Source organism: Vibrio sp. 10N.247.311.51, assembly GCF_041467855.1.
GTDB lineage: Bacteria > Pseudomonadota > Gammaproteobacteria > Enterobacterales > Vibrionaceae > Vibrio > Vibrio coralliirubri.
Genome location: NZ_JBFSVK010000015.1, coordinates 43,647 through 56,162 on the forward strand (window position 1 = coordinate 43,647; position 12,516 = coordinate 56,162).

At 44.2% G+C, this 12,516-nt stretch carries 14 protein-coding genes; 13 read left to right on the forward strand and 1 reads right to left on the reverse strand.

The features are described 5' to 3' along the window. Positions 1–445 precede the first annotated feature (445 nt). The 13 genes from cydA (at position 446) to AB6E85_RS14555 (ending at position 11,747) form a co-directional block, all read left to right on the forward strand. Positions 446–2,032 carry a cytochrome ubiquinol oxidase subunit I gene (gene cydA / locus AB6E85_RS14495; RefSeq protein ID WP_048616295.1) on the forward strand — a complete coding sequence of 529 codons (1,587 nt, stop codon included), beginning with the start codon at positions 446–448 and terminating at the stop codon, positions 2,030–2,032. A gap of 13 nt (positions 2,033–2,045) precedes the next feature. After that, entirely contained in the window at positions 2,046–3,182 is a 1,137-nt protein-coding gene (gene cydB, locus AB6E85_RS14500; RefSeq protein ID WP_019821033.1) for a cytochrome d ubiquinol oxidase subunit II, read from the forward strand. A 31-nt stretch (positions 3,183–3,213) separates the two neighbouring features. Continuing rightward, positions 3,214–3,321 carry a cytochrome bd-I oxidase subunit CydX gene (gene cydX, locus AB6E85_RS14505; protein WP_000270284.1) on the forward strand — a complete coding sequence of 36 codons (108 nt, stop codon included), beginning with the start codon at positions 3,214–3,216 and terminating at the stop codon, positions 3,319–3,321. Next, positions 3,314–3,616: a cyd operon protein YbgE gene (gene ybgE, locus AB6E85_RS14510; protein ID WP_017067532.1), complete on the forward strand. Its 303-nt coding sequence runs from the start codon at positions 3,314–3,316 to the stop codon at positions 3,614–3,616. The genes cydX and ybgE overlap by 8 nt, the downstream gene beginning before the upstream one ends. A gap of 172 nt (positions 3,617–3,788) precedes the next feature. Continuing rightward, a complete protein-coding gene (gene ybgC / locus AB6E85_RS14515; RefSeq protein ID WP_017067533.1) occupies positions 3,789–4,226 on the forward strand; it encodes a tol-pal system-associated acyl-CoA thioesterase in 438 nt (145 codons plus the stop codon). Continuing rightward, positions 4,216–4,899 (forward strand): protein TolQ, encoded by a 684-nt coding sequence (gene tolQ, locus AB6E85_RS14520; RefSeq protein ID WP_017062073.1) that lies wholly within the window; start codon positions 4,216–4,218, stop codon positions 4,897–4,899. Before ybgC ends, tolQ begins: the two co-directional genes overlap by 11 nt. Positions 4,900–4,902: 3 nt before the next feature. Beyond that, entirely contained in the window at positions 4,903–5,346 is a 444-nt protein-coding gene (gene tolR, locus AB6E85_RS14525; protein WP_017062072.1) for a protein TolR, read from the forward strand. Positions 5,347–5,359: 13 nt separating this feature from the next. Continuing rightward, complete coding sequence (tolA, locus tag AB6E85_RS14530) at positions 5,360–6,427, forward strand: cell envelope integrity protein TolA (RefSeq protein ID WP_372143103.1); 1,068 nt, start codon at positions 5,360–5,362, stop codon at positions 6,425–6,427. A gap of 12 nt (positions 6,428–6,439) precedes the next feature. After that, positions 6,440–7,792: a Tol-Pal system beta propeller repeat protein TolB gene (gene tolB / locus AB6E85_RS14535; RefSeq protein ID WP_048659648.1), complete on the forward strand. Its 1,353-nt coding sequence runs from the start codon at positions 6,440–6,442 to the stop codon at positions 7,790–7,792. Between the two features lie 111 nt (positions 7,793–7,903). Continuing rightward, positions 7,904–8,446, forward strand: coding sequence for a peptidoglycan-associated lipoprotein Pal (gene pal, locus AB6E85_RS14540; protein ID WP_048659647.1), 543 nt, complete (start codon positions 7,904–7,906; stop codon positions 8,444–8,446). A gap of 33 nt (positions 8,447–8,479) precedes the next feature. Next, on the forward strand, positions 8,480–9,268 hold the full coding sequence (gene ybgF / locus AB6E85_RS14545) for a tol-pal system protein YbgF (protein ID WP_048659646.1): 789 nt from the start codon (positions 8,480–8,482) through the stop codon (positions 9,266–9,268). Positions 9,269–9,477: 209 nt separating this feature from the next. Next, positions 9,478–10,539 (forward strand): quinolinate synthase NadA, encoded by a 1,062-nt coding sequence (gene nadA, locus AB6E85_RS14550; protein ID WP_017062067.1) that lies wholly within the window; start codon positions 9,478–9,480, stop codon positions 10,537–10,539. A 176-nt stretch (positions 10,540–10,715) separates the two neighbouring features. Next, positions 10,716–11,747, forward strand: a complete 1,032-nt coding sequence (locus AB6E85_RS14555; RefSeq protein WP_017063519.1) for a potassium channel family protein — start codon at positions 10,716–10,718, stop codon at positions 11,745–11,747. Positions 11,748–11,822: 75 nt separating this feature from the next. Here AB6E85_RS14555 and AB6E85_RS14560 read toward each other — a convergent pair whose 3' ends face one another. Then, a complete protein-coding gene (locus AB6E85_RS14560; RefSeq protein ID WP_372143104.1) occupies positions 11,823–12,392 on the reverse strand; it encodes a UPF0149 family protein in 570 nt (189 codons plus the stop codon). Positions 12,393–12,516: the final 124 nt, after the last annotated feature.

Here is a 12,516-nt window from a genome sequence, read left to right on the forward strand (position 1 = left end):
AAAAATGAAAACTTTGATTGCAGGTTTGATTTGGCTAACAAAAAATGAAATAAGTTGTCATATTTTTTGTTAATACTTTATAGGTAGTTGTAATTCGTATGTTGAGGCGGTGCTGAGCTTTTGTCACAGATATCATGCGCTGTTATTAACTGAGGCTAAATTGGTGTGATTTTAATCATGATTGTACAAAAATAACTCTAATTTGCTCGAATAAAATTGATACAAATCAACGCAAGGTTCTCCTATAAACCTTTTGAAACATACTGATTTTACCAGTAATATTAGCGCCAGCTATATTAGCTCATGCTTAACAATAATCTAACTATAACGGTACGTTTTTGCTACAAATTTCAATTTGTAATAACAATTACACAAATTGTTTTAACATGGATTTTTGCGGTGATTAATCACACAAGTGTCATTCAGCCGACACAAAGGAGTTACCATGATTGATGTTGTTGATCTGTCGCGATTGCAGTTTGCATTTACAGCGATGTATCACTTCCTATTTGTTCCACTGACACTAGGTATGGCATTTCTACTTGCCATCATGGAGTCAGTTTATGTAATGACTGGCAAGCAAATTTACAAGGACATGACTAAGTTCTGGGGTAAATTGTTTGGTATTAACTTTGCTCTTGGTGTAGCGACAGGCTTAACCATGGAGTTCCAGTTCGGTACTAACTGGTCTTACTATTCTCACTATGTTGGCGACATCTTTGGTGCTCCGCTGGCTATCGAAGCGCTTGTTGCATTCTTCCTAGAGTCTACTTTTGTTGGTCTTTTCTTCTTCGGTTGGGACAGATTGTCGAAGCGTCAACACTTAGCGGTAACTTGGTTAGTAGCACTTGGTTCTAACTTCTCTGCGCTTTGGATCTTGGTAGCTAACGGCTGGATGCAAAACCCAGTGGGTGCGGAATTTAACTTTGAAACTATGCGTATGGAAATGGTGAGCTTCGCTGAAGTTGTACTAAATCCAGTAGCACAGGTTAAATTCGTACACACAGTAGCGTCTGGTTACACAACGGGTGCAATGTTCGTCCTTGGTATCAGCTCATACTACATTCTTAAAGGTCGTGACCTTGCCTTTGCTCGTCGCTCTTTCGCGATTGCAGCATCTTTCGGTATGGCGGCGATCCTGTCAGTAATCGTGCTAGGTGATGAATCTGGTTACGAGCTTGGTGAAGTTCAAAAAGTGAAGCTAGCAGCTATTGAAGCAGAGTGGCACACTGAAGAAGCACCAGCCGCATTTACTGTTTTTGGTATTCCAAACCAAGAAACAATGGATACTGACTACGCAATTAAAATTCCTTACGTAATGGGTATCATCGCAACGCGTTCGCTTGATACTGAAGTAACGGGCCTACGTGACCTACGTGATGACCACGTTGATCGTATCCGTACTGGTATGTACGCGTACGAGCTGCTTGAAAAGCTACGTGCAGGCGATAAGTCTGAAGAAAACATGGCTGCGTTCGACGAAGTGAAAGGTGACCTAGGTTACGGTCTACTTCTTAAGCGCTACACAGACGACGTTGTTGATGCAACAGAAGACCAAATCCAAATGGCTGCGGATGATTCTATCCCAACAGTTTGGCCCCTATTCTGGTCATTCCGTCTGATGGTTGCTTGTGGCTTCATCATGCTGTTTGTATTCGGTGCTGCGTTTGTACAAACGTGTCGTCAGAAAATCGAACAGAAACCATGGGTACTTAAAGCTGCGCTATTCTCAATCCCACTTCCTTGGATTGCGATTGAAGCAGGTTGGTTCGTTGCTGAGTTTGGTCGTCAACCATGGGCGGTTGGTGAAATCCTACCGGTTAACGTTGCTGCATCAGCACTGACTATTGGACAGCTTTGGACTTCTCTATTCGCTATCCTGGCACTTTACACAGTGTTCTTGATTGCTGAAGTTTACCTAATGCTGAAATTCGCACGTAAAGGTCCAAGTAGCTTGAAGACAGGCCGTTACCACTTCGAACAAAACGATAACTCTGTTGAAGACAAAGTTAGCCGTTCAGTTGAAGTATAAGTGAGGGAATATTATGTTTGATTACGAAAGCTTACGACTTATTTGGTGGGTATTGATCGGTGTTCTACTGGTTGGTTTCGCCGTAACTGATGGCTTTGATATGGGTGTTGCCGCTCTGTCACCTGTTATTGGTAAGAGCGACACTGAACGTCGTATTATGCTAAACACGATTGCCCCTCACTGGGATGGTAACCAAGTTTGGCTTATCACTGCGGGTGGTGCATTGTTTGCTGCATGGCCACTGGTTTACGCGACGTCTTTCTCTGGTTTTTACTTCGCAATGTACGTAACGCTAGCTGCACTTTGGTTACGTCCACTTGCTCTTGACTACCGTTCAAAGATCGAAGATCCAAAATGGCGCAAAACTTGGGACTACGCACTTTGCTTTAGTGGCGCAGTACCACCAATCATTTTCGGTGTGGCATTTGGTAACCTACTACAAGGTGTTCCATTTGAACTGAACGAATTTATGATGTCTAAGTACCATGGTACGTTCTTCGCTCTGCTTAACCCATTTGCATTGCTTTGTGGTGTGTTGGCTCTGATGTTGTTCGTGATGCAAGGTGCAACATGGCTTCAAATGAAGACAACAGAAGAGCTGCACGCTCGTGCTCGTAACGTTGCTCAGATCACTGGCCTAATTGCTATTGCTCTATTCGTTATTGGTGGTTTCTGGGTTCAATCTATCGAAGGCTATGTAATTACGAGCACTATCGATACGTTTGCTGACTCAAACCCACTAAACAAAGAAGTATCACTTCAAGTGGGTGCTTGGATGACAAACTTCGAAACTTATCCAGCAATGTGGGCTGCGCCGATCCTTGGTGTAGCAATGCCACTGCTTGCTGTGATTGCATCTCGCTTTGAGCGTGGTGGTTTCGCATTCTTGTTCTCAAGCCTATCGAACGCTGGTGTTATTTTAACGGCTGGTTTTGCAATGTTCCCATTCGTAATGCCATCAAGCCTGAACCCTAACCAAAGCTTGACTATGTGGGATTCAACAGCGAGTGAGCTAACGCTTGGTCTTATGACTGTCGTTGCGGCGGTAATGGTTCCTGTGATTCTTGGCTACACAACTTGGACATACTACAAAATGTTCGGTCGTCTAGATAAGAAACACATCGAAGATAACGACGTTTCAGCTTACTAAGCTAGAAGTTAAATAACTTAGGAGAAATTTTATGTGGTATTTCGCATGGATTTTGGGTGTACTTCTAGCATGTGCATTCGGCATCATCAATGCTCTATGGCTAGAGCATTCAGAAATGATGGACAAAGACAGTGAGTAATCTCGCAGAGCAAATCGCTAAACTGCATCAACCAATGGATAAGACTCTGCTTAGAGCCTTATCCCTAGTATTGGGTTTCATGCATGTGGGGTTAGTGATGTGGGATCCTGAAGCGTATGCGACAAGCATCGGTGGCTTTAACGCGATCATCGGGCCAATGTTCATTTGGGCAGTATGCTCAAGCATGGTTTACGGTATCGGATTTAAGCCAAGAGCTTGGATGTGGCAGCTACTGTTTAGCCCATATGTTTCACTCACAATTTTGCTCTACCTAACGACGCTGCGCCTTCTATAAAAGGCAAAGGATTTAGGTTCATAACAACGTGAACCTTTATACTTGTTGGGTTTTTAGCCAAAAAGAGGTCATCTTATACAGATGGCCTTTTTTTTCGTCTCTCAAATCAAAAAATTCACAGCGATATACTATTAATGATAAGGAGTTAGGTTATAGTGAGATCTTTATCGTTTTGGATTGTGGTATCAAATTGCAGGGATTATCTAAGCCATTTACGTGGCCAGTGACAGTGTATTACGAAGACACCGATGCGGGTGGCGTTGTATACCATTCAAACTATCTTAAGTTTTTCGAACGCGCTCGAACTGAGATGTTGCGCTCAATTGGCGTTTCTCAGCAAGTATTGTTAGAACAAAACATCGGTTTTGTAGTCCGACATATGGACATTGATTTTATTCAAGGCGCGCGTCTTGATGATTCTTTACAAGTCATTACAAATATTTACGAGTTGAAGCGAGCTACCTTGGTCTTCTGTCAAGAGATCGTAAATCCTGATGGCAAAGCATTGTGTAAAGCAATGGTTAAGGTAGCATGTATCGACAATCAAAAAATGAAACCAAAGGCAATGCCAACATTTATTCTTACGGAGCTAACGAATAGTGACTGCTGAAATCTCAATCTTAGGCCTAATTTTAGAAGCTAGTTTACTAGTTAAGATGGTCATGCTGACTCTTATGGGCATGTCTGTTGTTTCTTGGGCGATGATCATAAAAAGAAGTAAAGTGTTATCTCAAGCTTCTAAACAAACAGAAGTGTTTGAAGACAAATTTTGGTCAGGCGTTGATCTTGCAAAACTGTACCAAGAGAGCAACAAGCGTAAAGACGAGCTTTCTGGTACTGAAGAAATTTTCTACGCAGGCTTTACTGAGTTCGCTCGCCTTCGTAAATCGAATGCAACATCACCTGACTTCATCATGGAAGGCACTGGCCGTGCGATGCGCGTTGCCGTTGCTCGTGAAGTAGATGAACTAGAAACTAACTTACCTTTCTTGGCGACTGTTGGCTCTATCAGCCCATACATCGGCCTATTTGGTACGGTTTGGGGCATCATGCACTCATTCATCGCATTAGGTGAAGTGAAGCAAGCGACGCTCGCAATGGTTGCTCCTGGTATTGCAGAAGCACTGATCGCAACAGCTATGGGTCTATTCGCTGCTATTCCAGCAGTAATGGCGTACAACCGCTTCAGCAGCCGAGTAGGCAAGCTAGAGCACAACTACGCGACTTTCTCTGAAGAGTTCCACAGTATTCTTCACCGTCAAGCGATGGCTGGCAGGGAATAATAGATGGCTGGATACCAACCTAAAAAACGCAAAATGACAGCAGAGATTAACGTTGTACCTTACATCGACGTTATGCTTGTTTTGCTGATCATTTTTATGGTGACTTCGCCGTTTGTTACTCAAGGCGTTGACGTTGAATTGCCTCAGGCTTCAACGGCTAAATCGGCACAAGACCTATTGGGTGACGACAACGCAAGTTTCATCATCGTTGAAGTGAACAAAGACGGTGAACTTGGCTTGAGCGTTAATGACGAAGAAGTACAGCGTGGCTTATCTATGGAAGATATTATCGTCCGAGTGAAAGCTGAGTTGTCTTTGAAGCCAAACTCTCCAGTGGCGGTTGGTGGTGATGCCGCAACGCCATACGCTGAAGTGGTTTTATTACTTGATGAATTAAGCCGTGCAGGTGTGCCAAAGGTTGGCCTTTTAACGGATATAAGGGAATAGCTCCGTAGCATTCATGAAAGCGAATAATAAAAAATCCAATAATTTCAGATCACCACTTCTTATTTCTCTTGGGCTGCACGTCATTTTATTCGTTGCGCTCATTTGGGGAGCGGATTTCACGATGTCAGAACCTAAGCCAACAGGTCAGATGGTTCAAGCTGTGGTGATTGATCCTCAGTTGGTTCGCCAGCAAGCTCAACAGATTCGTCAACAAAGAGAAGCGGCGAGCAAGAAAGAGCAAGAGCGTTTAGACAAACTGAGACGTGAAAGCGAACGACTTGAAAAGAATCGTAAAGCTGAAGAAGAAAATATTCGCAAGCTAAAAGAACAGCAAGCGAAAGAAGCTAAAGCAACTCGTGAAGCTGAAAAGCGTCGGGTTGAGAAAGAGAAACAACGCAAAGCTGAAGAAGCGCGTTTACAGCAAGAGCAAAAGAAAGCCGCTAAAGCAGAAGCTGACCGTAAGTTAAAAGAAGCTGCGTTAGTGAAAGCCGAGAACGAGCGTAAAGCCAAAGAAGCGGCAATCGCAAAAGCTGAACAAGAACGCGTGGCAAAAGAAAAAGCCGCGAAAGAGGCAGCAGACAAAGCTCGCAAAGAGAAAGAAGCCGCTGAACGCGCTGAAAAGCAACGCATAGCGAAAGAGAAAGAAGCGGCAGCCGCAGCAGAGAAAGCCCGTAAGGCAAAAGAAGCTGCAGCTAAAGCAGAAAAAGAGCGTAAACAACAAGAAGCAGCATTGAACGATATCTTTGCTGGTCTTGAAACTGAAGCGACTCAAAACTCTTCAGCAAGACAACAATTTATTAGTGATGAAGCACAACGTTACGGGGCTATCTATACCCAATTGATTCAACAGAATCTGTTGTTAGAAGACAGCTATCGAGGACGCTCATGTCGAGTTAACCTTAAGCTGATTCCAACGGGCTCAAACGCTATTTTGGGTAGCTTAAGTATCTTAGATGGCGATAGCCGTTTATGTGCAGCAACCAAGCGTGCCGTGGCACAAGTGCAATCTTATCCATTGCCTAAAGACCCAGACATCGTGAAATCACTAAAAGACATTAACTTAACTGTATCACCAGAGTAAAAGGACGAACTTGTGTTAAAGAAACTACTACTGAGTTTTGTTTTCTTAATAGCTACAAGCAGCCAGTTTGCACATGCGGCACTGGAGCTGGTTATTACAGACGGTATTAACTCTGCACGACCTATCGCTATTGTACCTTTCCGTTGGGAAGGCGCAGAGCCATTGCCACACGATGTATCAGCAGTTATCGCTTCTGACCTACAACGCAGTGGTAAATTCAGCCCAGTTGCGACAAGCAAAATGCCTCAAACGCCTTACAGCGAAACTGAGGTGAACTTTGATGCTTGGACTAACCTAGGCGTTGATTCATTGCTAACAGGTAGCATCACTAAAAATGCCGAAGGGCAGTACGTGGTGAACTACCAATTGATCGACATTGTTCGTGGTCAGCTGACTAAAGGACAAAGCCGTGCATTAAGTGATGAAGGCCAGTTGGTGCTTTCTAAAGACCACGTGTTGTTCAACAAAAAAGCAACGGTTCCTGGCAAGCGCTTGAGAGAATACGCACACCGTATTTCGGACTTAGTGTATGAAGAATTAACCGGTGAGAAAGGCGCGTTCTTAACTCGTATCTCTTACGTAGTTGTGAACGACAAAGATAAGTACCCATACCAACTTCGTGTTGCTGACTACGATGGCTTTAATGAGCGTTTAGTACTTCGTTCTAAGCAGCCTCTTATGTCTCCAGCATGGTCACCAGATGGTAAGAAACTTGCGTATGTGAGCTTCCAGAATGGCCAAGCTGAAATATTTATCATGAATATTTACACCGGTGAACGTGAGAAAGTGACGTCATACCCTCGTCACAATGGTGCGCCAAGATTCTCGCCAGATGGTAAAACATTGGCATTGGTATTGTCGAAAACAGGCAGCCTTCAGGTGTACACACTTGACCTTGCTAGCCGTAAGCTGACTCAAATTACCCGCGGCCGTTCGAATAATACTGAACCATTCTGGCACCCAGATGGCAAGTCTCTTATTTTCACATCGGATCGTGGTGGTAAACCTCAGATTTATAATGTAAATTTGTCCAATAATTCGACTTCTCGTATTACTTGGCAAGGTAGCCAAAACTTAGGTGGCCAGATCACCCCTGATGGTCGATTCCTTATCATGGTGAATCGCAGTAACTCAGGTTTTAACTTGGCTAAGCAGGATTTGGAAACCGGTGCGGTTCAGGTGCTAACAAAAACATTGTTAGATGAATCTCCAAGCATTGCGCCGAATGGAGGTATGGTTATCTATAGCTCTATTTACAATAAAACTAACGTACTATCGATGGTTTCTATCGATGGCCGTTTTAAAGCTAGATTACCGGCAACCAACGGACGTGTAAGAGCGCCTGCGTGGTCACCGTTCCTCTAGTTCTCTTGATACATTCTTTTAGCTATTGATAGTGTTAACTATTGTGGCAATTAACTATCTATAGCACTTAGTCGCTGTAGAAACTAAGTTTGATAACGTAAGGAAAAAAAGATGCAACTTAACAAAGTTCTTAAAGGCTTGATGATTGCACTACCAGTGATGGCAGTAACGGCATGTAGCTCAACTGATGAAGCAACATCTGCAACATCTGGTACAGAAAGCAACCAAACAACTTCAGGTTCAGAAAGCAACGTAGACACAACTGTTGTAACGCCAATTGACGCTAACGGTCAACTGTCTGAGCAAGAGCTTAAAGAGCAAGCGCTACGTGAAACTCAAACAATCTACTTCGCATTCGATAACTCTACTATCGCTGGCGATTACGAAGAAATGCTAGCAGCTCACGCAGCATACCTAGTTAAGAACGTTGACATGAACGTTACTATCGAAGGTCACGCTGATGAGCGCGGTACTCCTGAGTACAACATCGCACTTGGCGAGCGTCGTGCACAAGCTGTAGCGAAATACCTACAAGCTCTAGGTGTTCAAGCTGACCAAATCTCTATCGTAAGCTACGGTGAAGAGAAGCCACTTCTTCTAGGTCAATCTGAAGATGTGTACGCTAAAAACCGTCGCGCAGTACTAGTTTACTAATTTTAGTAGACTATATAATTGAGGAATTGCCTCATGTTCAGTAACACAAAGCGAGTCATTTTGCTTTCGTTACTGGCAAGTGCAGCGAACATCGCGTTCGCTGCACCAGCTCCAGTATCCGATCTCAATAGCACCGCAACCAATTCATCATCTTCCTCTCGAGCAGCGTCTGCATCTAACGAATCAGATATTGAGCGTTTAGAGCGCCTGCTTCAAAATCGCAACCTTGTTCAGCTTCAAATGCAACAGCAAATCGACGACATGGCACTGGAGATCAGTGAACTTCGTGGTGAGCTGGAACGAAACAGCTACGATATGAAGCAAATGCTAGAGCGCCAGCGTGAACTGTTCATTGAACTGGATCGCGTTAGGGGCGAGGTGAAAGCAGCAGGAACCGCAACGGTAGCAGTGGCAGCGAGCGAAGGCTCTAAAGATGCTTCTGGTACGTTCAGTACTGATGTCGATGAGCAAACCGCTTATCAAAATGCTGTAGATATGATTCTAAAGCAACGAGACTACACGGGTGCGATTGCCGCATTCCAAAAGTTTCAAAAAGACTTCCCAGATTCAACCTTCACACCTAACTCACATTACTGGTTAGGTCAGCTTTATTTCGCTAAGAAGCAAGATAAAGAAGCGGTGAAGAGCTTTGCTGCTGTTGTGTCTTACAAAGACTCAAACAAGCGAGCAGATGCACTGGTTAAGCTTGGTGACATAGCTGCGCGCAACAACAACGCGACGCAAGCTAAGAAATATTACCAACAAGTCGTAACCGAGTACCCAAACAGTGCTTCGGCTAAAGTGGCCAAAACCCACTTATAAACAAAATAGGGGTGCTTAGGCGCCTCTTTTTTATACCTATTCAATTCCGATTAGTGTTTACTCATCTTGTTAGTGATGCCAACGCATTGCCTTGTTTATGCGTTTTAAGCATTAGCTAGCCACCGCTTGCAACCAATCCTTTTTGATCCCAATCGCTGTCCTGTGTAGAATACTCTAATTCTCGGAAGAAGTTGCGTAGAGCAAGAGCAATGAGTCATATACTAGATAAAATCGATACAGTTTACCCGTTTCCGCCTAAGCCAGTTCCATTGAGCGACGCTCAGAAACAGGCCCACATCGCAAACATCAAAAAACTACTTCAAGAAAAAGATGCAGTTCTAATTGCACACTACTACACCGATCCTGAAATTCAGGCTCTGGCAGAAGAAACTGGTGGTTTCGTTGGCGATTCATTAGAAATGGCTAAGTTCGGTAACCGTCACTCAGCAAGCACTTTGATCATCGCTGGTGTTCGTTTCATGGGTGAGTCTGCAAAGATTCTTACTCCTGAAAAACGCATTCTAATGCCAACACTTGAAGCTGAATGTTCACTTGATCTTGGCTGTCCGGCTGACAAATTTACAGAATTTTGTGATGCTCACCCTGACCACACCGTGGTTGTATACGCGAACACCTCTGCAGCTGTTAAAGCTCGTGCAGACTGGGTAGTGACGTCGAGCATCGCTTTAGAAATCGTTGAAAGCCTAGACGCCGAAGGCAAACCTATTATTTGGGGTCCAGACCGTCACCTAGGTTCTTACATCGCAAATCAAACTGGCGCTGACATGTTGCTTTGGCAAGGTGAGTGTATCGTTCATGATGAGTTCTCAGCTGATGCTTTGAAGAAAATGAAATCGGTATACCCAGAAGCGGCTATTTTAGTTCATCCAGAATCACCAGCAAGCGTGGTTGAACTGGCTGATGCTGTAGGCTCAACAAGCCAACTGATCAAGAAAGCAAAAGAGCTGCCTCATCCACAGATGATTGTTGCGACAGACAAAGGCATCTTCTTCAAGATGCAGCAATTGGTTCCTGAAAAAGAGCTAATTGAAGCGCCGACAGCGGGTGCTGGTGCAACGTGTCGTAGCTGCGCACACTGTCCTTGGATGGCAATGAACGGCCTTGAAGCGATTGAAAACGCGCTTGAGAATGGTGGTGAGCAACACGAAATCTTCGTTTCTGACGAATTACGCGTGAAGTCTCTTATTCCATTGAACCGCATGCTAGATTTTGCAGAGCAGTTAAATGTGCAGGTAAAAGGTAACGCGTAAGTCGTTCTTTTATCTAACCAATAAAAAAAACCAGCCAATAGTGCTGGTTTTTTTGTATCTGCGTATAGGCCGCCAATATCAATCTTGTGGTCATGTATCTTTTTCTGATGATACATCTTGTTGATATCGCGTATTTTTTCTAGCATGTAAGTAAGAGGAAAAGATTAGAGGCTCGAATGATAATCTGGTTACAACTCAAACGCTGGATCAAAGCAAACATCTTTGTTTTGAATGGCAAAAACTTACTGTTCACTTTTCTTGGCTACATCGCTTTATCGTGGTCGATGCTGTATTTGGCGGGTGAAACAGATTTAACCAGTTCGGTTACCGTATTCGCTTACTACTTGGTGGTGACGGCTTCTACGGTTGGTTATGGTGATTTATCACCGACCACGGTAGCGGGGCAGTGGATCGTTATTCTATTTGTGATTCCAGGCGGGTTGAGCCTTTTTGCCGCGTTGCTCGGTAAAGTGGCGACAGAAGGTGTTGAATATTGGCGAGCGGGCTTGCTAGGAAAAAGGAGAGTTAGAGTGGACAACCACATTTTGATGTTGGGGTGGAATGAGCAAAGAACCATTCATCTCATCCGCATGCTACAACACGAAGAAACGGGTAAACGACCAATCGTGTTATGTACGCGTTCAGATATCGAGAACCCGTTACCCGGTGAAATCAATTTCGTTAAAGTAAACAGCTACACCGATGGCAAAGAGATGGAGAAAACGGGCATTGAGTCTGCAAGTTGCATCCTGATTGATAACCCAGAAGACGACATTACGTTATCTGCGGCGCTTTACTGTGCCAACCGAAATCCTAAGGCGCACCTTCTTGTTTACTTTAAAGACGAAGCGCTGAGCGATTTGTTACACAAGCATTGCCCTAACTCAGAATGTATTCCAGCGGTGGGGGCAGAGATGCTAGCAAAGGCTGCAGTAGACCCGGGGTCAAGTGCGCTTCATCAAGAGTTATTGAGCTCAACAAGAGGCATGACACAGTATTCAACGTATTTCCCTGAAGACGCTGAGTCTGTCACCGTCGCGCCTATTTTCTCTGTGTTTAAAGAGAAGTATCAAGCAACGCTGATCGCCATTGATACGGGGAGTGGTATTGAACTCAACCCAGAGTTAGATCAAGTGGTCAGTAGTGGCACTAAGCTGTTTTATATTGCCGATGAGCGAATTGATGACTTCGATTGGAAAGGCTTCTAAAGCGACTATTTTCATGTCGTCTAGAAACTAAAAAGGCCTCATAATGAGGCCTTTTGGCATGTATAAAGCTAACTTTTATTGAGCTTCAGCCAGTGCAATACCCCGCTGCGTTAGACCGCAAAGCATCACAGGAACCGCATCAAAGATCTCTTCGAACTGCTCTAGGCCTTCGATGCCTTGCTCTGCAAGCGTAGCAATTGACGTTTCTGGATCGTAAAGCATGCTTAGTGAAAGCAGTACACCGCCAACGAGTGCGTTATCTTCGCTCTCTTCAGGCATCAGTGTTTCCCAATCGTCGCGAGCAATCTGCCAGCCTTGAAGTAAGCCTTCACAAAAATCACGAGCGGCAGTGTTCACCACTTCTTCGTCGTCTAATTGACAAGCTTCAGGCCAAACCCAAGTCCCTTCAATCAGTTCTGGGCGGGTTTTATTCCAAAGCTCGATGATAACTTCAATGTAGCTTTCTAGCTGTTCACCATCCGTAAAAGGTGCGACTTCTTCGCCACCCCATAAGAACGGTAGCCACTCATGCGGGGTTAACACATTCGGTGCCGCTGCCATTGCAGTGACAAAGCCCATTGTTTTGTGTTCTGTGATTAGCTTTCCTTCCAACTCTGGAAGCGCAAGAATATCTTGTAAAGTCAAAGTGAGGTACCGTAAAAGGGAACATATTTGCGCTTATAGTACCAATGAACTTGTGCCAATCAAGCTTCAATCTAAAAAGGCTTGATGTCATGGATGATAAACACTAGGTTTAACAGAAAAGAAA